We start from the raw sequence: 17,741 nt of genomic DNA, 5'->3' as shown, positions 1-17,741 counted from the left end.
CGAATGACTTAGGGAGCCTGCTGGGCGTTGCTTGGGGTACGCGGCAGGAACTGGACAGGCGCGATCGAGGTCGAGGTCATGGCTTCCGAAAAAGCTTCCTTCAAACCATCGGCGCCGTAGATGGAGCGAGCGACATCGGTGGTCAGCTCGTCGGGTGTGCCGTCGAACACCACCTTGCCCTGGGCCATGCCGACAATGCGCTCGCAATAGGCGCGGGCGGTGTCGAGCGTATGCAGGTTGGTGATGACGGTGATGCCTTCGCTGTTGATGTCGCGCAGCGAGTCCATGACGATCTGGGCATTGCGTGGATCGAGCGAAGCGATGGGCTCGTCGGCCAGGATCATCTTGGGCTTCTGCATCAGGGCCCGGGCAATGGCGACGCGCTGCTGTTGGCCACCGGACAAGGTCTGAGCCCACTGGGTCGCCGTCTGGGCGATGTCGAGGCGCTCGAGCGCCTGAAGGGCTTCGTACTGCTCCTCGGCGGAAAAGAGCTGCAGCAGGTTCAGCATTCCGTTGCGGCCGTTGAGGCGCCCGAGCATGACATTGGTGATGACGTCGAGGCGCGGCACGAGATTGAACTGCTGGAAGATCATGGCGCAGTCGCGCTGCCAGTTGCGCAGGTCCTGGCCGCGCAGCTCGGATGTCTTCACGCCGTCATATTCGATATAGCCGGAGGACACGTCGTTAAGACGGTTGATCATGCGCAGGAGGGTCGACTTGCCGGCGCCGGAGCGGCCGATGATACCCACCATTTGGCCGTGCGGGATTTCCAGCGTCACGTCGTCGACGGCGATCTTGTCACCAAAACGTCGCGTAACGTGCGAAATCTTCAGCATGGGTGTGCCCCGGTCGTTGAACTGCGGCAGACCTAGGGCGGGGACGTAACGTCCCCATTACACTTGGGTGACGGTTCCATGACTATTCACGGGATCGGTGTGGCGGGGTGTCGCGGCTCGATCGCCAGCGTCCTGAAGTCGGGCAGCGCCAGGTGCAACTGCTCATGGCTCCAGTCCCACCACTTGAGGGCGTCGAGCCGTGCAGCGATCGGATCGGCGAAGCGCTGGCGGATGGTCTTTGCCGGCACACCGACGGCGATGGCGAAATCCGCCACATCCTTCGTCACCACCGCATTGGAGCCGATGATGGCGCCATTGCCGATGGTCACGCCCGGCATGATCACCGCGCCATGGCCGATCCAGGTATCGTGGCCGATGCTGATCGGGGTGCTTTCGCGCCATTCGAAGAAGGCGGCATCGTCCTCCTCGCCCTCGAAATACTGCGCCGAGCGATAGGTGAAGTGGTGCAGCGACGCCCGCTCCATCGGGTGCATGCTGGCATAGATGCGCACATTGGCGGCGATGTTGGAAAATTTGCCGATATCGGAATAGGCGATCTGGGTGCCGCCGACACAGTAGGAATAGTCACCCATGGTCGAATAGGCGACATGGCAATGGGCGCCGACCTCGGTATAGCGCCCCAGGGTCGATTGCGTGACCTTTGCCGTTTCGTGGACAAACGGCGTCTCGCTCAGCTTCTTCATCGGAAAATCCTCAGGCGGGAAGGCGCAAGATGTCGCGCAGCAGGGCAACGAAGCGGTTGCCGGCAAGATCGAGAGCGCCGGAATTGTCGATTTGCACCGTGCTTGAAGGCAGGTGGAAACCGGCACCACGCTCCATGCGGCGCCTGATCTCCTCGCCGCCCTCGCGACCGCGACCGGCGAGGCGCCGGGCGATGATCTCGGGCTCGGCCGTCACTTCCACCACCAGCGCCGTGGGGTAGCGCGCAAGCAGTTTCGGCAGGACGGCGCGGGAGAGATTGGCGATGACGACCCGCCCCTCGGCAAGATCGTCGTCCAGCGCAATAGGCAGGCCATAGCAGAGGCCATGCGCTTCCCAGGAGAGCGCGAACTGTCCGTCCCGTTCGGCGGCGGCAAAGGCTGCGGGCGAGAGGCTGTCGTGATCCTCGCTGCCGCCATCGGCATCGCGGGTGACGGTGCGGCGCACCACCACGACCTGGTCCACGAGGCAATCACGGGCAAAATTGATGACGCTGTCCTTGCCGGCGCCGCTGGGGCCGACGACGGCGACGAAGGTGCCGGTCATAGCACCCGCCTGCCCTGCCGCCAGACGGTGCGCACGATCGGCACGCCATCCTCGATGCGCACCTGCACCAGGTCGGCGCGCTTGCCCAGGGCGATCTCGCCGCGATCGTCGAGCCCCGCCGCCTCGGCGGGCCGCTTGGTGACGAGGCTGATGGCCTGGGGCACATCGACGCCCGCCACTTCATCGACCAGGCAGAAGGCCGATTGCAGCATGGAGAAGGGAATGTAGTCGGAGGAGAGGATATCGAGGAGACCCGCAGCAGCCAGGTCACGCGCGGAAACATTGCCCGAATGCGAGCCACCGCGCACCACGTTGGGCCCGCCCATGAGAATGGAAAGCCCGGCCTCGCGCGAGGCCTGCGCCGCTTCCATCGTGGTGGGGAATTCGGCGATGCGGATACCGAGTTCGAGCGATTCATCGACATGGGCTGCGGTGGCGTCGTCGTGGCTCGCCAGCGCAATGCCGCGGGCATGACAGAGCGCGGCCAGTGCCTTGCGATGGCGGTCGGAATAGCTGATCGATTCCAGCGTCCGGCGGGCGATGAATTCAGCCAGTTGCGCATCGCTCATCTTGAGCTTGCCTTGGTAATAGGCGCGATAGGCGTCGGGATTGGCGAACTGCCGCTGGCCCGGTGCGTGATCCATCAGCGAAGCAAGGCGCACCAGGGGATGGTCCATAATGCCCTCGAAAGCCTCAAGGCAATCGGGCGCCGACACTTCGCAGCGCAGGTGGATGAAATGGTCGGCGCGCAGGCGCCGCGCCTCGACCCCTGCCGTGACCGCATCGGCGAGAATGCGCAACTCGGCGGCGCCCATGTCGGCATGTTCGTCGATGCCGACGCGGATAGCGTCGAAAACCGTGGTGATGCCGGACGCAGCAATCTGCGCATCGTGCGCCTGCACGGCGGCGACCGGATGCCAGCGCACTTTCGGACGCGGTGCATAATGGGTCTCGAGGTGGTCGGTGTGGAGCTCGACGAGACCTGGGATGAGGAAATCGCCCTCGAGATCGGTGCCGCGCGAGCTGGCCGAACCGATATCGGTGATGACGCCACCCGCCATCTCGATCGCGCCCTCCAGCACCTGGTCACCCAGGACGATGCGGGCATTGGTGAGCGTGGTCTGGTCGAGGCCGATGGCAGTCATTGCGTGTCTCCTTTGCCATCCCCTACTCATGCTCTGTGACAGGCCGACGACAGATGGCGCGACATTCGAATGAGTCGACTCATCCCTGTCGCACGACCTCTATACCGTCATTTCAGTGTCACTTCCCGTCGCTAGAACCCAGCTCATTCGAATGAGTTGACGATATGCGAAGCCATGGACATTCCTGGGAAGACACCCGGGACCGGATCAGCGAAGAGATTACCTCGGGGCGGTTGGCGGCCGATACGCGGCTGCCTTCCGAGCCGGAATTGTGCGTGCTGTACGGCGTGCGCCGCCATTCGCTGCGCAAGGCGCTGGCGGTGCTGGTCGGCGAGGGCAAGTTGCGCGTCGAGCATGGGCGCGGCACTTTCGTCGAGCGCGCCCCGCTCCTCAACTACGTCATCGGCACCCGCACCCGCTGGCACGAGAACCTGATGAGCCAGGGTCTCACCGCTTCGGGCGAAACGCTGGCGGAAATGAAGCTGCCGGCCAGCGGCCGTGTCGCCGCGGCTTTGGGGATCGACAAGGACGCCCCGGTCTTTGCGCGCTCCTGGCGCGGCTTTGCCAATGACCTGCCGATTTCCATCGGCTGGGCCTATCACGACGCCACCCGTTTTCCCGACCTGCCCGAAAGGCGGCGCGGGGAAGAGTCCATCACCCAGGTCTACCGGACCTACGGCATCCTCGACTACCGCCGCCAGCGCACCACGGTCTTCACCCGGCTCGCCTCGGAGCAGGAGGCCAGCATGCTGATGCTGCGGCCGGGCCAGTCGGTGCTGGTGGTGCAGAAAATCGACGCGGATCTCGACGGCAATCCCATCGGCTTTTCCGAAGCCGTGTGGGCCGGCGACCGCGTCCAGTTCACCTTTGAAACCGACCAGCCAATGGTCACCGAAAGGAACAGCGATGTTCAATGAAACCCCATCCGGAGGCTCCGCGCATGGCGAGATGCTCGACATCCTCGCCCGCGCCCGCCCCGAGCGCCTCAAGCACCATGCCGAAACCCTGCTCACGGACATGGGCGAGATTTCCGTGGTCGCCAACCGCACCGGCCTCGTCATGGTGCCGATGCGCGACACCGTCCAGAATGTCGACTTTCACCTCGGTGAAGTGCTGGTGAGCGAAGCCCATATCACCGATCCCGCGGGACACACCGGCTATGGCATGGTCACCGGACGCGACCTCGAGCGTGCCATGGCCATGGCTGTCATCGACCTCTCCGTCGCGGCCCGTGGCGAGGACGCCGCCACCGCGCAGTTCCTTGTCGAGGAAAAGGCGCACCAGGCCCATGCCGATGCCGAGCGCATGCGGCAGGTGGAAGCCACCCGCGTCGAAATGGAGACTTTCTGATGCTGACCGTCGCTCCCCCCGACGCCGTCGAACTGCGCGCCAATGCCACGTTCGAAGCGCTGATGTGGTCCCTGTCGCGCCCCGGCGATGTGCGTACGCTGCCCGAAGCCGGTTTCGGCGCCATCGTCGAAACCCTGGTTGATCTCGAATGCGCCGCCTATGCCGACACGCCCGAGATGCGGGCGCGCATCGTCGCCAGCGGCGCGATGCTGGCGGAGAAAGTCAGCGCTGCCGACCATGTGTTCCTGTCCGAGCTCGACAGTGCCGACATTGCGGAGCTCAATTGCGGCAGTGCGCTTTATCCCGATGACGGCGCGACTCTCGTCCTTGCCTGCGCCCATCAGGGCCAGCGCCTGCGGCTGACGGGTCCCGGCATCAACGGCAGCAAGGACGTGACCCTCGCCGTATCGCCCGGCTTCTGGGCCATGCGGGACATGCTCTGCATCTACCCCGAAGGCTTTGACATCTTCTTCGTCGATGGCACCTCAGTCATCGGCATTCCGCGCTCGACCAAGGTGGAGGTGCTGTAAATGGCCTATGTAGCAACCCGTGGTGGCGAAAAGGCCATCGAACAGGCTGAACGCCTCTTCCGCCAGGACCTCGGCACCATCGATGCCGCGCGCGTCGAGACCATCCGCTCCACCATGCCCTATCTCATCGACCGGGTGATGGGCGAAGCCTCGCTCTATGACGAGGAGCTGGCGGCCCTGGCCCTGGCACAGACCGGCGGCGAATTGTCCGAAGCCGTGCTGGTGCTGCGCGCCTGGCGCACCACCCAGCCGCGCCTCGCCATATCGCGGCCGGTGCAGCAGCACGAAATCCTGACCCAGCGCCGCATCTCGGCCGCCTTCAAGGATATTCCGGGCGGGCAGATCTTGGGGCCGACGCTTGACTATTCCCACCGCGTGCTGGCGACCGACGTGCTCGAAGGCAAGCCCTTTGCCCCGCCCGAGGTTGACAAGGCAGCAAGCCCCGCCCCGGCGCAGCAGCCCTCGCTCGCCGAATGGCAGCGCCAGCAGGGCCTCGTCGCCCCGGCCAATGCCTCGGACGTGGCGCCGGAGGACATTCCCGACCTGACGCGCGAGCCGCTGCTGTTCCCGGCCTCGCGCGCCCACCGCCTGCAAAGCCTCGCGCGCGCCGAAACCGGTGGCGTGCTGGCGCTCGGCTATGCCGCCATGCGCGGCTATGGCAATGCCCACCCGACCGTCAACGAACTCCGCATCGGCGAAGCCAATGTCGTCGTCCGCCACCCCCGCGGCACCGAGTTTTCAGCCGGGCGCGTCCGCGTCAGCCAGGCGGAAGTGACGTCCAAGGAAAAGGGCGGCTATCTCGAACTCGGCTTTGCCGCCACCTTCGGCTGGAACGAGGTGAAGGTCATCGCCGCCGCGACGCTCGACCTCAATTCCGACGAGGCACCGGTCGGTTCGGCCGTGCATGAAGAGTTCTATCTCTACCACACGGAAAGCGTGGAAGCCTCGGGCTTCTGCATTCACTTCAAGCTGCCGCACTACGTCACCTTCCAGTCGATCCTGGATGCCATGCGCGACGCAAAGGCCAAGAAGGCCGCCGCCGAAGCCAAGGGCGAGACTTACGTCGCCGAACCCGAAGAGGAACCCGCGCTATGAGCCTTGCAACCCTGACCAAGGACTGGGCAGCGACCAGCTACGGTTTCCTCGACGCCTCGGCCAAGCGCGAATTGCGGCGCAAGATGCTGAAGGCCATCGCCGTGCCGGGCTGCCAGATGCCCTATGCCAGCCGCGAAGTACCAATGGCGCGCGGCTGGGGGACTGGCGGCCTCCAGGTGACGCTGACCCTCGTCAATCCCACCTCGGTGGTAAAGGTCATCGACCAGGGCGCCGATGACGGCGTCAACGCCGCCTCGATCCGCCGCTTCATCTCCCGCGTCTCCGGCGCTTCGGAAACCTGGGACACGCTGGGCGCAAGCATCGTGCAGTCGCGCCACCGCATTCCCGAGGAAATGATGCGCGAGGACCAGATCCTCGTGCTGCAGGTGCCGAACCCGGAACCGCTGCGCGGGGTCGAGCCCAACATTTCCATCGCCCGGCAGATGCATGCCGATGCCGATTACGGCAAGCTGTGGCTGACGCTCTATGAGCAGATCGTGCGCAAAGGGCGCATCATGCAGGGTGCATCGTATCCCTCCATGGTCAATGGCAGGCATGTCATGACCCCCTCGCCCATTCCGCGCTGGGACGTGCCCAAGCTCAACATGGCCAGGCACCTGACCTTCCTCTCGGCTGGCCGCGAAAAGCGCCTCCATGCCGTGCCGCCCTATACCAGGGTCGAACCGCTGGTTTTCTCCGACCGTCCTTATCTGGTCGAGGACCATGCCGACCTCACCTGCCGCCGCTCGGGCGTCCAGGGTTTCTTCATGAACGAACTGCCCCAGGATGGCGGCGGCTCGGTGTTCGAGGTTTCGGACAGCAATCTCGGTATCAAGGCGCTCAACAAGACCGAGGGCGCGCCGACGGAAATCGGCGAGACCTGGTATCGCAACGGGGAGTATTCCGCATGAGCCTTGATCTGGGACTTCCGGCGCTGGAGCGCGCCGAACCCCGCCTGATGCGGGCCGAGCCGCTGCTCACCATGAGCGGCATTTCCAAGCGCTTCGGCAATGTGCGCGCTTTGCGCAATGTCGACGCGAAAGTCTATCCCGGCGAGGTCATGGGCATTGTCGGGGAAAGCGGCTCGGGCAAGTCGACGCTCTTGCGGATGATGAACCTCGAGGACACTCCCGACACCGGCGACTACACCTTGCGCCTGCCCGGCCGCGAGAACGAGAACCTCTTCGATCTCGCCCGCTATGAGCGCCGCATGCTCTGCGCCCGCCATATCGGCATCGTCTACCAGAACCCGCACCTGGGGCTATTGATGAAACATTCCTCGAGCGGCAATGTCGCCGAGCGCCTTCTCATCGCTGGCGAGCGCAGCTTCGACGTGCTGCGCGACAAGGCACGCGAGGCGCTCGACGCCTCCGAATTTCCGCTCGACCGCATGGATGCCCGCCCGATCGAACTCTCGGGCGGCATGCAGCAGCGCGTGCAACTGGCCAAGGCCATCGCGCTCGAACCGGCTCTGCTGCTGCTCGACGAACCGACCACCGGCCTCGACGTCTCGGTGCAGGCTTTGGTGCTCGATACCCTCAAAAGGCTCCAGCGCGACCGCAAGATCACAATGGTGCTGGTCAGCCACGACCTCGGCGTCATCCGCACCATGGCCGACCGCGTCATGGTCATGCGTCATGGCGAAGTGGTGGAACAGGGCCTCGCCGACCAGGTCTTTCAGGACCCGCAGCACGCCTATACCCAGCAACTCGTCCACGCGAAACTCTGAGGTGACGCCATGACATCCACGCCCCTCCTGCGCGTCCAGGGTCTCACCAAGACCTTCCGCATGTATCACCTCGACAGCATGCTGCACGCTTTCGAAGGCGTCAGCTTCGACCTGTTCGAAGGCGAATTCATCCTGCTGCGCGGCCACAACGGCGCCGGCAAGTCGACGCTTCTCCGCACCATCTGGCGCTCCTACCTCCCGGTCGGCGGCCATGTGTTTTATCGCTCCAATCATGGCGAGATCGACCTCGCCAACGCCGCCGATGTCGATATTGCCCTCCTCCGCCGCGAGGAAATCGGCTTCGTCACCCAATTCCTCAATGCCCGCCCGCGCGTCGCGGCGCAGGACATCGTCGCCGAGCCGCTGCTCTTGGCTGGGGTGTCACGGGCCGAGGCGCTGGACCAGGCCCGGCACTGGCTCGACCAGTTCGGCGTCCGCCCCGAACTCTGGCGCGCCTATCCATCCACCTTCTCGGGTGGCGAGCAGCAGAAAGTGAACCTCGCCCGCGCCCTGATCCTGCCGCAGAAGCTGCTTCTGCTCGACGAACCCACGGCCTCGCTCGATGCCGGCGCCCGTGCCGCGCTGCTGCGCCGTCTGGCCGAACTCAAGCGTCAGGGCGTCGCCATTATCGGCGTCTTCCACCATCCGGGCGATGTCGAAACCCTGATCGACCGCGAAATCAACCTCAGCACCCGCGTGGTGGCTGACGAAACGACGGAACGCGAAGATGTGGCTCTCTGATTTCCGCATTGTCCTTGCCGACCGCGTCATCGAGCGCGGCGCCCTGCGCATCGAGGACGGGCTGATCGCCGAGATCAGCGAGGCCCCCGTGGCGCATGCCGAGGTCGAGGGTAATGGTCTCTTGCTGCTGCCCGGCATGATCGACATGCATGGCGACATGATCGAGCGCGAGATCGAGCCGCGTCCCGGCGTGCGCATGCCCATGTCCATGGGCCTGCGCGATCTCGACATGAAGCTCGCGACCGCGGGCATCACCACCGCCTATGCCTCTCTGAGCTTCGCGCCCGGCTCCACCTATGGCCATATGCGCAGCTACGACTTCACCAGCGAGATGATCCGCGCCGTCGTTGCGGCGCGACCGAACCTGCTGATCGACCACCGCGTCCACGCGCGGTTCGAGGTGACCTTTCCGGCGGCTCTGTCGGTGGTGAAGGAACTCGTGGGCGAAGGCTCGGTGGACCTGGTCTCGCTCTGCGACCACACGCCGGGCCAGGGGCAGTATCGCGACCTCGAGCTGCAGGCCACGAATATCTCCAAGACCAAGGGCATTTCGCTCGAGGCGGCTCACGAAAACCTGCAGCAGCGCATTCGCGACCGGCAGGCAACCGCCGGCGACATGACCGCGACCCTGCGCGCCATTACCCAATATTGCGCGCTTCACGGCGTACCGGTCGCCAGCCATGACGACGACACGGTCGAAAAGGTGGCGCTGATGGATAGCCTCGGCGCCAATATTTCGGAATTCCCGGTGACGCTGGAAGCGGCGCAGGAGGCCCACAAGCGCGGCATGCTCAATGCCATGGGCGCCCCCAATGCGCTGCGCGGCCAGTCCTATTCGGGCAATCTGTCGGCCCGCGCGGCGCATGAAGCCGGCGTGCTGGACCTGCTCGCCGCCGACTACCACCCTTCCGCCATGCTGCCGGCGGTGCTGGTGCTGGCCCAGACCGATCCCGATGGCCTGGCCGGTGCGGCGCGGCTCACCTCACTCAATCCGGCCAAAGCTCTCGGGCTCGAAGACCGTGGCGAAATCCGCGTCGGGCTTCGCGCAGACCTGCTCGTCGCCTCGGAAACCGGTGTCGGCCAGGTGCATGCCACGCTGTCGCGCGGCCGTTTCGTTCATGCCGATGGCAGGCTCGATCTGCAGCGTCACGGACGTGTCATTCGAATGAGTTAACGCTGTCATCTAGCCGGACTAGGGTCAACTCATAGCGAACCCAAGGGGTGGACCATGCTGGAGCTGAGAAACGTCACCAAGCGCTTTGGCGACACCATTGCCGTCAACAACGTGTCGACCAGTTTCGTCCCCGGCCAGATGGTCGGGGTCATCGGTCGGTCCGGCGCCGGCAAGTCGACGCTTCTCCGCCTGATCAACCGGCTGGCCACTGCCGACGAGGGCCGGATCACCTCCGGTGACGTCAATGTCGGCAGTCTCAAGGGCAATGACCTCCGATCCTGGCGCGCCCGCTGCGCCATGATCTTCCAGCAGTTCAACCTCGTCGACCGGCTCGACGTGCTCACCAATGTGCTGATCGGCCGGATCGGCAGCGCCGGAACCCTGCCGGTCATGTTCAAGCATTTTTCGGCGGCGGATCGCGCCAATGCGGCCATGGCGCTCGACCGGCTCGACCTTCTGTCGCAGGCCCTGCAGCGCGCCGATACCCTTTCGGGCGGCCAGCAGCAGCGCGTCGCCATCGCCCGCGCCCTGATGCAGAAGCCCAGCATCATCCTTGCCGACGAGCCCATCGCCTCGCTCGATCCGCGCAATGCGCGGCTGGTGATGGAGGCCCTGCGCACCATCAACCAGCAGGACAAGATCACCGTCATCACCAATCTGCACACGCTGGACGCGGCCCGCGCCTATTGCGACCGCATCATCGGCATGGCCCATGGCCATGTCGTCTTCGACGGCACGCCGGCGCAGCTCACCAGCGCCATGATCCAGCAGATCTATGGTGACGACACCCAATCAGCCGTGGACGAGAGCCTGACCTCGACCATCGCTGCGACTGGCCACACCGGCCAACGACAGATGGAGACGGCGCACTAAGCGCCGCCCAACCCCACCTCGGAGAAACAGACATGCTTACCCTGACGCGTCGTGGCCTTGTGGCCGCGCTGGCTTCGCTCGCCCTCGTCTCCCCGGCCCTGGCCCAGGACTGGCGCGCCGAGTTCCCCGAACTCACCATCGGCATTTCCTCGGGCGAGAACGAGACCGACGCCATTGCCCGCAACCAGCCCTATGCCGACTATCTCAGCCGCGAGCTGGGCGTGCCGGTCAAGATGATCCGCGGCACCGACTATGCCGCCGTCATCGAAGCCATGCGCGCCGGCCATGTGCAGATCGCCTCGGTCGGCCCGGCCGCCTATGCCCTGGCCCGCAAGATCATGGGCGAGGATATCGCCCCGGTCGCCGTGACGCTCGATGCCGAAGGTAATCTCGGCTACTATTCCGTCATCGCCGTGCGCGCCGACAGCCCCTACCAGAGCCTCGAAGACATCAAGGGCAAGTCCTTCGCCTTTGCCGATCCGAATTCGACCTCGGGCTATGCCGTCCCCTCCTATTACCTGGCGACCGAACTCCAGACCTCGGCCGACGAGTATTTCAGCGAAGTCGCCTTTTCGGGCGGCCACGAGCAGTCCGTTATGGCCCTGGTCAACGGCACGTTCGAAGCCGTCGCCACCCACTGGCGCAACGAGACTGCCGGCAACATCCAGACCATGGAAAAGAAGGGCCTGATCGAGCCCGGCTCCGTCCGTATCATCTGGACCTCGCCGGTCATCCCCAACACCCCGGTCATGATCAACACGACCCTGCCGCAGGAATTGCAGGACGAGTTCAAGGCCGCGTTGATGGCCTTCCCGGAAAAGGACCCTGAGGGCTTCGCCACCTACAGCAACGGCACCTCGAGCGGTTATGTCGAAGCCAAGCACGAAGACTATCTCGACGTGGTGGCGATCACCGAATTCAACGCCGAAGAGCGCCGCAAGAACGGCAACTGATGTCCCTGACTGGCCGGTGCGCATGTCGCGTGCCGGCCTTCTTTTCTTCGTGAGGCGCGCGTGTCCACCCTGACCCAAACCAATGGCAGATTGTCCTCGACGACGCGCGAAGAGCGCCTCACCTCCTTCGAGGACCGCTATCGCCAGCAGCAGTTCACCCGCCGCAACTGGACCTTTCTGTATGGCGCGCTGTTCCTCGTGGCGCTGGTCGCCTCGGTAGCCGTCAGCGACTTTTCCATTCCGGGGCTCATCAAGGGCCTCCCCATGGCCTGGAACTACATTGCCGGAACGCTACCGACGCTGACGCTCGAAAATTTCGGCGCCGACATGGCCGAATGGTATTGGGGCCTCCGCTTCTGGACGCGCCTCCTGGTCGAAACCATCCTCATGGGCTTTGTCGGCACCGTGCTGGGCGGCGTCCTCGCCCTTGCTCTCTGCTTTCCCGCTTCGCGCAACCTGGTGCAGAATTCAGGCATCTATTTTGCCGCCCGCCGCGCGCTCGAATTCTGCCGCACCGTGCCCGAACTGGTCTTTGCGCTGATCTTCGTCTTCGCCTTCGGGCTCGGCCCCTTTGCCGGTGTTCTGGCCATCGCCGTGCACACGGCAGGCTCGCTTGGAAAACTCTTTGCCGAGGTCAACGAGAATGTCGATCCCGGCCCCATCGAGGGCGTCCGCGCCTCGGGCGGCAACTGGCCGATGATCATGCGCCTTGGCGTCGTGCCACAGGCCCTGCCCAATTATGCCAGCTATCTTCTGCTGCGCTTCGAGATCAATGTCCGTGGCGCTTCGGCGCTGGGCCTGGTCGGTGCCGGCGGCATTGGCGAGGACCTCTACGTCGCCATTCGCCAGTTCGAATATACCGACATCTCCGCCATCATGCTGCTGTTGATCCTCACCACCTCGGTGATCGACATCATCTGCGAAACCATCCGCCATCGCCTCATCGGCCACAGCCTTCAGCAGAGCGCCTGATCCATGACCCTTGCCCAGCCCGCCGATATTGCCCGCCTCAAGCGCATCCATCCCGGCCTTTTCGTGCGCCCCCTGCCGCACCGCCTTCGCGACTGGGCTCTGTGGCTCGCCTTTTTCGCCGCGCTCGGTTTCGGCCTTTGGTGGATCGACGCTTCCCCCATGCGCTTGCTCAACGGCCTCAACAAGCTCGGGCTGCTGGTCACCCTGATGATCCCGCCCTGGCCGGGCGACGGGCTCTGGGACTATACGCTGGCCATGCTCGAAACCGTGGCAATGGCGTTTCTAGGCACCGTCATCGCCTTCGTCGTCGCCCTGCCGCTTGGCTTCCTCGGCGCCAAGAACATCGTGCCCAACTGGGTTTTCCACTTCGGCATCCGCCGCTTCTTCGACGCCTTTCGTGGCATCGATGGCCTCGTCTGGGCGCTGATCTTCGTCTCTGCCGTCGGGCTCGGCCCCTTTGCCGGCGTGCTCGCCATTGCGGTGGGCGACGTCATGGTCTTCGGCAAGCTCTTTGCCGAGGCAATCGAGAATGTCGACCGAAAGCCAGTCGAGGGCGTCCGCGCCTCGGGCGGGGGCGAACTCCACATCGTGCGGCTCGGCGTCTTCCCGCAGGTCTTCCCGGTCATGATGAGCCACGCGCTCTATTTCTTCGAATCCAATGTCCGCTCGGCCACCATTCTGGGCATTGTCGGCGCCGGCGGCATCGGCCTCCAGCTCTCCGACCGCATCCGCATCAACAACTGGCAGGAAGCGGCCTTCATCATCCTGATGATCCTCGTCACCGTGGCCGTGATCGACGCCATTTCACGCCGCATTCGAGCGCGGCTGATCTAGCGGCGTCGGCGCCAGGGCTCGAACCAGCCAAGCCCTTCGCTGGTGCCGGCCCGGGGCCGGTATTCGGCGCCGACCCAGCCGTCATATCCGGCCGCGTCGAGCGCTGCGAAAATAGCGGCATAGTTGATCTCACCCGATCCCGGTTCGTGCCTCCCGGGATTGTCAGCCACCTGCACATGGGCGATGCGTCCCTGCAGGCGCCGGAAGGTGTTGAGCAGGTCTCCCTGCACCACCTGCATGTGGTAAAAATCGTACTGCAGGAAGAGGTTGTTGTGTCCGACCTCGGCGGCGATCCGCTCGTAGTCAGCGGTGGAGTTGACGAGAAAGCCGGGCATGTCACGCGGATTGATCGGTTCGAGCAGCAGCTTTATGCCCGCATCGGCAAGGCGCGGTGCCGCATGGCGCAAATTGTCCACCAGCACCTGCTCAGCCGCCTGGCGGTCGACACCCGGCGGTACGATGCCGGCAAGGCAATTGACCTGGTTACAGCGGGTCGCCTCGGCATAGCGAATGGCGGTATCGACACTCTCACGAAACGCGTCGATGCGATCGGGCAGGCAAGCGATCCCCCGCTCACCCGCCGCCCAATTGCCCGCCGGCAGGTTGAACAGCGCCTGGGTGAGGTCGTGCCGGTCGAGCAGGTCCCGCAATACCTGCGGCTCCCGGTCATAGGCGCCGACATATTCGACCGCCGCAAAGCCGTCCGCCGCAGCGGCCGCAAAGCGCTCCAAGAAGTCCAGTTCTGGATAGAGCATGGACAGATTGGCGGAAAAGCGCGGCATGCCGTCTCCTGAACCACGCCAGATGTGGCCAAACCCTCTAGCGCCCTTGGGGGCGACAAGTCCACCAAGCCGCGGCCATTCCTCACCCGTTTACGGAACCGGCCTTGGGCGAAATCGCTCCGGTGGCGCGATTTAGGTGAGAACGCCTTGAGAGCTGTGCTCGAAAGGACCGCCGAAAGGCGGTGGAGGGGGGCAACGAACACCGAGCCGTCATCGGCAAGGCCGGCACCAGCCGCTCCCCTCTCCACCACGCTTCGCGCGGTCCCCCTCTCCCGCATGGGGGAGAGGGCAGTCCGGTATTTGCGCGAAAGCCCCGACACACTCGATCCATCCCTCCCCCTTCTTCAGGGGGAGGTTAGGTGGGGGTGGTCTTACGATAAAACTTATCCCCGCCACTCAAATCCTCTGCGATACTCCTCGTCATCAGCCGGGCGATGATGGGGTTGCAACGATCAACCGTTCGGCGACAGTCGGGAGGGTTCTGAATCGTTACGGAGCCTGGGTCCGGAGATGGGAAATTCCGGCGTAAGCCGGCCCTAGTGAAACTCCCTGCCTGAAATCCCGTCGCTCCGAGGCGCCCTGCGTCTCATTATCTATTCACTCAGGGACAAAGGGCGCCTCGGGGCTCCATCAGCATCTCCAACCGCAGGCGCCGGGCGCTGAGCGGCACCTTGCCATGGCTACTGGACAAGCGCCGCAGTCTTGATCACATGTGCCGCACAGCGGGCGAGCTGAGGACAGAGACATGATCGGCAGTCGGGAGGAAAGGGTGGCATCGCCATGGCTCGTCGCCGTAACGCGCCTCGGCTTCCTCCTGCTGCTGCTCGCCCTCTGGTGGATCGCCTCCCAGCTCGTCAGCCGCAATGTCATTCCCACGCCGCTCGCAACGGCAGAGGCAGCGGCGCGACTCTGGGCCGATGGACGGCTCGCGGCCGCCGTGCTCACCAGCCTCGGCACCTATCTCGGCGGCTTTGCTTTGGCCGTATTGGTCGCCCTGCCGCTCGGCATCGTCATGGGCGCCTTCGGCCTGCTTGGCCGAACACTGGAAATCTATGTCTATGCGCTGGCCGCCACGCCGCGCGTCGCCTTCATTCCGCTCATCATCGTCCTGCTCGGCCTCGGCATCGAGGCAAAACTCTTCGTCGTCTTTCTCGGCGCCGTCATGCCCATCGTCATCAACACCTATGCCGGGGTGCGGCAGGCCGATGTCGATCTTGTCGAGATGGCGCACTCGGTGGGCGCGGGCCGCGCGCAAATCTTCCGCGCCGTGGTCCTGCCCGGCGCCGTGCCCTATATCCTCGCCGGTCTTCGGATTGGCGCGACGATCGGCCTGATCAACACCGTGGTCGCCGAACTCTATACCGCCGTGACCGGCCTTGGCGGGCTCCTCGCCCTTTACGGAAACAGTTTCCGCATGGCCGAATACTTCGTCGTGGTCCTCACCCTCGCCGTCATCGGCGTCCTGGTCACCGAACTGCTCCGGCTTCTCGAAGCCCATCTCACCCGTTGGTCAACCTAGTCATGCCCAAGATCACCTCGACCGTCGCCTCCATGCTCCTGTTCGCTATGCTGCTTTCCGGCCCGGCCCTGGCGCAATCGGATGAGCCGTTCCGCCTCGTCGTCACCCACCTTGAGCCGCCGCTGGTGCCCAGTTCAGTCATGGATCTTGCCTTGACCCTGGGATATTTCGAGCGCGAAGGCGTTGATGTGGAACTGGTACGGGTGCAACAGACGCCCTCCGCACTGGCCGCTCTCCAGTCGGGCGATGGCGACATGGCCAATATCGGCGTCGATGCGCTGCTGCAGGCCATTGCAGTCGGCGCCGACGACCTGCGCGCCGTCACTTCGCCCAACAAGTCGCTCCCGTTCCTGATTGCCGCCAAAGACAGCGTCGCGGCGCCATCCGATCTCGAAGGCGCCGTCTTCGCCATCGGCCGGATCGGCAGCGTCGACCACAGCCTTTCCGCCGAAGTGTTCGACACGCTCGGCGTCGATATCGACTCCATGCAGCTCTTCAGCGTTGGCCAGCCCAATGTGCGGGCCCAGGCGCTCGCGGCCGGCCAGGTGGACGCCACGACCATGTCCATCGGCACCTGGGTTAGCCTGCCCGACAGAGCCGGCCTCCATGTGCTCATCGACCAAGACGCCTACTATGCGGCGGCGCCTGTCGTCAGCAAAGTCAACGCCGTCCCCGCCTCGGTGCTCGCGGAGCGGCCCGAGGACGTCGAGGCGGTCATCCGTGCCCTTATACGGATCAGCCGCGACTTCGCCGCCGATCCGCAATTGTGGGTGGATGCCATGGCCGAAGCGCTGCCGCATGTCGACCGCCAGACGCTCGAAACGCTCGCGCCGAGCTATGCCGGGAGCTGGAGCATCAATGGCGGCATGAGCGCTGCCGAACTGCGCGAAACCACCGACTGGCTCTACCGCACCGCGGACTTCGCCGGCATGACGGCCCCGAGCCTCGATGCCTGGGTGGATTTCGGCCCCCTTGACGCGGTCCTCGCGGAAGTCGGCATTGTCGACGGCGCTGACCCGGCGGATCGATGACCCCGACCCACCCAACCATCCGCTTTGCCGGTGTCAGCAAGGCCTTCCGGCAACGCGATGGGAGTTCGATCCAGGCCGTCCAGGCCATCGATCTCGACGTACCGGCCCGGCAATTCGTCGCCGTGGTCGGTCCATCGGGTTGCGGCAAATCCACCCTGCTGCGCCTCGCCGATGGTCTCATCACGCCCGATATGGGAACGGTGACCATCGATGGCGCGGCGCCGGTGCCCGGTCCGAGGATCGGCTTCGTGTTCCAGAATTTCCGCCTCCTCCCCTGGCGCAGCGTGCTCGACAATGTCGGCTTCGCGCTGGAGGGAAGCGGATACTCACCGCCGGACCGGCGCGACCGCGCCATGGCCCAGCTCCGAAAAGTCGGGCTCGAAGCCTGGGCGGATCAGTATCCGGCACAACTCTCGGGCGGCATGAAGCAGCGCGTGGCCCTGGCGCGCGCCCTGGTCGGCGATCCCGATATTCTCCTAATGGACGAGCCCTTTGCCAGCCTCGACGCGCAGACCCGCGAGCTGATGCAGGAGGACCTGCTGCGGCTTCATGCCGAGCGGCAGCCGACCGTGCTGTTCGTCACGCACAGCGTCGACGAAGCCCTGCTGCTGGCCGATCGGATCATCGTCATGGGCCGAGGCGCCGTGCTCGACGATATCGAGGTGGACCTGCCGCGGCCCCGGTCCATTGAGGGACTACAGGGCCTCCCCGCCTATGCCACGCTCCGGGCCCGGCTGTGGTCGCAGATCCGCCATTTGGTGCTGTCGGATCCAGCCTCGGCCTTTTTTGGCCGGCAGCCGGGCTAGGCGAAATGGGCCTTTCATGCCGCCTAAAGCACGAAAGCCCCGATCGATTGATCGGGGCTTTTGATGGTTTGGTTATCGTTGAGAGATTGGGTGTTTTTGGCAGAC

20 protein-coding genes are annotated in these 17,741 nt (G+C 64.8%); 15 read left to right on the top strand and 5 right to left on the bottom strand.

From position 1 onward, the window contains the following. Positions 1 to 8: 8 nt before the first annotated feature. The 4 genes from phnC (JEQ47_RS07380) to JEQ47_RS07365 all read right to left on the bottom strand — a co-directional run bounded on the left by phnC (JEQ47_RS07380) (position 9) and on the right by JEQ47_RS07365 (position 3,247). Positions 9 to 836, bottom strand: coding sequence for a phosphonate ABC transporter ATP-binding protein (gene phnC / locus JEQ47_RS07380; RefSeq protein WP_198875785.1), 828 nt, complete (start codon positions 834 to 836; stop codon positions 9 to 11). 86 nt (positions 837 to 922) lie between these two features. After that, complete coding sequence (locus JEQ47_RS07375; protein WP_198875784.1) at positions 923 to 1,540, bottom strand: DapH/DapD/GlmU-related protein; 618 nt, start codon at positions 1,538 to 1,540, stop codon at positions 923 to 925. A gap of 10 nt (positions 1,541 to 1,550) precedes the next feature. After that, on the bottom strand, positions 1,551 to 2,102 hold the full coding sequence (gene phnN, locus JEQ47_RS07370) for a phosphonate metabolism protein/1,5-bisphosphokinase (PRPP-forming) PhnN (protein ID WP_198875783.1): 552 nt from the start codon (positions 2,100 to 2,102) through the stop codon (positions 1,551 to 1,553). Then, positions 2,099 to 3,247 carry an alpha-D-ribose 1-methylphosphonate 5-triphosphate diphosphatase gene (locus JEQ47_RS07365; RefSeq protein WP_198875782.1) on the bottom strand — a complete coding sequence of 383 codons (1,149 nt, stop codon included), beginning with the start codon at positions 3,245 to 3,247 and terminating at the stop codon, positions 2,099 to 2,101. Before JEQ47_RS07365 ends, phnN begins: the two co-directional genes overlap by 4 nt. A gap of 164 nt (positions 3,248 to 3,411) precedes the next feature. Between JEQ47_RS07365 and phnF the strand changes: the two genes are divergently transcribed. From phnF to phnE (JEQ47_RS07305), 12 genes are read left to right on the top strand one after another with little or no spacing between them, the layout of a single operon-like run. Continuing rightward, positions 3,412 to 4,164 (top strand): phosphonate metabolism transcriptional regulator PhnF, encoded by a 753-nt coding sequence (phnF, locus tag JEQ47_RS07360; RefSeq protein ID WP_198875781.1) that lies wholly within the window; start codon positions 3,412 to 3,414, stop codon positions 4,162 to 4,164. Then, entirely contained in the window at positions 4,154 to 4,597 is a 444-nt protein-coding gene (gene phnG / locus JEQ47_RS07355) for a phosphonate C-P lyase system protein PhnG (RefSeq protein ID WP_198875780.1), read from the top strand. Before phnF ends, phnG begins: the two co-directional genes overlap by 11 nt. Continuing rightward, positions 4,597 to 5,127, top strand: coding sequence for a phosphonate C-P lyase system protein PhnH (gene phnH, locus JEQ47_RS07350; RefSeq protein ID WP_198875779.1), 531 nt, complete (start codon positions 4,597 to 4,599; stop codon positions 5,125 to 5,127). The genes phnG and phnH overlap by 1 nt, the downstream gene beginning before the upstream one ends. Then, a complete protein-coding gene (locus tag JEQ47_RS07345) occupies positions 5,128 to 6,222 on the top strand; it encodes a carbon-phosphorus lyase complex subunit PhnI (protein ID WP_198875778.1) in 1,095 nt (364 codons plus the stop codon). It begins immediately after the preceding gene. Then, complete coding sequence (locus JEQ47_RS07340; protein WP_198875777.1) at positions 6,219 to 7,133, top strand: alpha-D-ribose 1-methylphosphonate 5-phosphate C-P-lyase PhnJ; 915 nt, start codon at positions 6,219 to 6,221, stop codon at positions 7,131 to 7,133. The genes JEQ47_RS07345 and JEQ47_RS07340 overlap by 4 nt, the downstream gene beginning before the upstream one ends. Next, positions 7,130 to 7,951, top strand: coding sequence for an ATP-binding cassette domain-containing protein (locus JEQ47_RS07335; protein ID WP_198875776.1), 822 nt, complete (start codon positions 7,130 to 7,132; stop codon positions 7,949 to 7,951). Before JEQ47_RS07340 ends, JEQ47_RS07335 begins: the two co-directional genes overlap by 4 nt. A 9-nt stretch (positions 7,952 to 7,960) precedes the next feature. Further along, entirely contained in the window at positions 7,961 to 8,692 is a 732-nt protein-coding gene (locus JEQ47_RS07330; RefSeq protein ID WP_198875775.1) for a phosphonate C-P lyase system protein PhnL, read from the top strand. After that, positions 8,679 to 9,866 (top strand): alpha-D-ribose 1-methylphosphonate 5-triphosphate diphosphatase, encoded by a 1,188-nt coding sequence (locus JEQ47_RS07325; RefSeq protein ID WP_198875774.1) that lies wholly within the window; start codon positions 8,679 to 8,681, stop codon positions 9,864 to 9,866. The genes JEQ47_RS07330 and JEQ47_RS07325 overlap by 14 nt, the downstream gene beginning before the upstream one ends. Before the next feature lie 54 nt (positions 9,867 to 9,920). Then, on the top strand, positions 9,921 to 10,739 hold the full coding sequence (gene phnC / locus JEQ47_RS07320; RefSeq protein ID WP_198875773.1) for a phosphonate ABC transporter ATP-binding protein: 819 nt from the start codon (positions 9,921 to 9,923) through the stop codon (positions 10,737 to 10,739). Between the two features lie 32 nt (positions 10,740 to 10,771). Next, positions 10,772 to 11,692, top strand: a complete 921-nt coding sequence (gene phnD, locus JEQ47_RS07315; protein WP_198875772.1) for a phosphonate ABC transporter substrate-binding protein — start codon at positions 10,772 to 10,774, stop codon at positions 11,690 to 11,692. Between the two features lie 60 nt (positions 11,693 to 11,752). Then, on the top strand, positions 11,753 to 12,664 hold the full coding sequence (phnE, locus tag JEQ47_RS07310; RefSeq protein WP_328768465.1) for a phosphonate ABC transporter, permease protein PhnE: 912 nt from the start codon (positions 11,753 to 11,755) through the stop codon (positions 12,662 to 12,664). 3 nt (positions 12,665 to 12,667) lie between these two features. After that, complete coding sequence (gene phnE / locus JEQ47_RS07305; protein WP_198875771.1) at positions 12,668 to 13,498, top strand: phosphonate ABC transporter, permease protein PhnE; 831 nt, start codon at positions 12,668 to 12,670, stop codon at positions 13,496 to 13,498. Here the strand turns inward: phnE (JEQ47_RS07305) and otnI are convergent. Beyond that, the gene (gene otnI, locus JEQ47_RS07300) at positions 13,495 to 14,280 is read right to left on the bottom strand and encodes a 2-oxo-tetronate isomerase (RefSeq protein WP_198875770.1); all 786 of its coding nucleotides are present in this window, start codon (positions 14,278 to 14,280) and stop codon (positions 13,495 to 13,497) included. The genes phnE (JEQ47_RS07305) and otnI overlap by 4 nt on opposite strands. 745 nt (positions 14,281 to 15,025) lie before the next feature. On the opposite strand from otnI, the gene JEQ47_RS07295 reads away from it, so the two are divergent. The 3 genes from JEQ47_RS07295 to JEQ47_RS07285 are packed head-to-tail and all read left to right on the top strand — an operon-like array spanning position 15,026 to position 17,636. After that, positions 15,026 to 15,799, top strand: a complete 774-nt coding sequence (locus tag JEQ47_RS07295) for an ABC transporter permease (protein WP_198875769.1) — start codon at positions 15,026 to 15,028, stop codon at positions 15,797 to 15,799. A gap of 2 nt (positions 15,800 to 15,801) precedes the next feature. Continuing rightward, a complete protein-coding gene (locus JEQ47_RS07290; RefSeq protein ID WP_198875768.1) occupies positions 15,802 to 16,830 on the top strand; it encodes an ABC transporter substrate-binding protein in 1,029 nt (342 codons plus the stop codon). Then, complete coding sequence (locus tag JEQ47_RS07285) at positions 16,827 to 17,636, top strand: ABC transporter ATP-binding protein (RefSeq protein ID WP_198875767.1); 810 nt, start codon at positions 16,827 to 16,829, stop codon at positions 17,634 to 17,636. Before JEQ47_RS07290 ends, JEQ47_RS07285 begins: the two co-directional genes overlap by 4 nt. The last annotated feature ends 105 nt before the right edge of the window (positions 17,637 to 17,741 follow it).

The sequence above is a fragment of the Devosia sediminis genome (genome assembly GCF_016411825.1).
GTDB lineage: Bacteria > Pseudomonadota > Alphaproteobacteria > Rhizobiales > Devosiaceae > Devosia > Devosia sediminis.
Note: the sequence above shows the minus strand (reverse complement) of the source record. Positions and strands in the feature narration are given on the sequence as shown.

Excerpts from the sequence above, each read along its gene's own strand:
- phnC (WP_198875785.1), bottom strand. The coding sequence starts at position 836 with ATGCTGAAGATTTCGCACGTTACGCGACGTTTTGGTGACAAGATCGCC.
- JEQ47_RS07375 (WP_198875784.1), bottom strand. The coding sequence starts at position 1,540 with ATGAAGAAGCTGAGCGAGACGCCGTTTGTCCACGAAACGGCAAAGGTC.
- phnN (WP_198875783.1), bottom strand. The coding sequence starts at position 2,102 with ATGACCGGCACCTTCGTCGCCGTCGTCGGCCCCAGCGGCGCCGGCAAG.
- JEQ47_RS07365 (WP_198875782.1), bottom strand. The coding sequence starts at position 3,247 with ATGACTGCCATCGGCCTCGACCAGACCACGCTCACCAATGCCCGCATC.
- phnF (WP_198875781.1), top strand. The coding sequence starts at position 3,412 with ATGCGAAGCCATGGACATTCCTGGGAAGACACCCGGGACCGGATCAGC.
- phnG (WP_198875780.1), top strand. The coding sequence starts at position 4,154 with ATGTTCAATGAAACCCCATCCGGAGGCTCCGCGCATGGCGAGATGCTC.
- phnH (WP_198875779.1), top strand. The coding sequence starts at position 4,597 with ATGCTGACCGTCGCTCCCCCCGACGCCGTCGAACTGCGCGCCAATGCC.
- JEQ47_RS07345 (WP_198875778.1), top strand. The coding sequence starts at position 5,128 with ATGGCCTATGTAGCAACCCGTGGTGGCGAAAAGGCCATCGAACAGGCT.
- JEQ47_RS07340 (WP_198875777.1), top strand. The coding sequence starts at position 6,219 with ATGAGCCTTGCAACCCTGACCAAGGACTGGGCAGCGACCAGCTACGGT.
- JEQ47_RS07335 (WP_198875776.1), top strand. The coding sequence starts at position 7,130 with ATGAGCCTTGATCTGGGACTTCCGGCGCTGGAGCGCGCCGAACCCCGC.
- JEQ47_RS07330 (WP_198875775.1), top strand. The coding sequence starts at position 7,961 with ATGACATCCACGCCCCTCCTGCGCGTCCAGGGTCTCACCAAGACCTTC.
- JEQ47_RS07325 (WP_198875774.1), top strand. The coding sequence starts at position 8,679 with ATGTGGCTCTCTGATTTCCGCATTGTCCTTGCCGACCGCGTCATCGAG.
- phnC (WP_198875773.1), top strand. The coding sequence starts at position 9,921 with ATGCTGGAGCTGAGAAACGTCACCAAGCGCTTTGGCGACACCATTGCC.
- phnD (WP_198875772.1), top strand. The coding sequence starts at position 10,772 with ATGCTTACCCTGACGCGTCGTGGCCTTGTGGCCGCGCTGGCTTCGCTC.
- phnE (WP_198875771.1), top strand. The coding sequence starts at position 12,668 with ATGACCCTTGCCCAGCCCGCCGATATTGCCCGCCTCAAGCGCATCCAT.
- otnI (WP_198875770.1), bottom strand. The coding sequence starts at position 14,280 with ATGCCGCGCTTTTCCGCCAATCTGTCCATGCTCTATCCAGAACTGGAC.
- JEQ47_RS07295 (WP_198875769.1), top strand. The coding sequence starts at position 15,026 with ATGATCGGCAGTCGGGAGGAAAGGGTGGCATCGCCATGGCTCGTCGCC.
- JEQ47_RS07290 (WP_198875768.1), top strand. The coding sequence starts at position 15,802 with ATGCCCAAGATCACCTCGACCGTCGCCTCCATGCTCCTGTTCGCTATG.
- JEQ47_RS07285 (WP_198875767.1), top strand. The coding sequence starts at position 16,827 with ATGACCCCGACCCACCCAACCATCCGCTTTGCCGGTGTCAGCAAGGCC.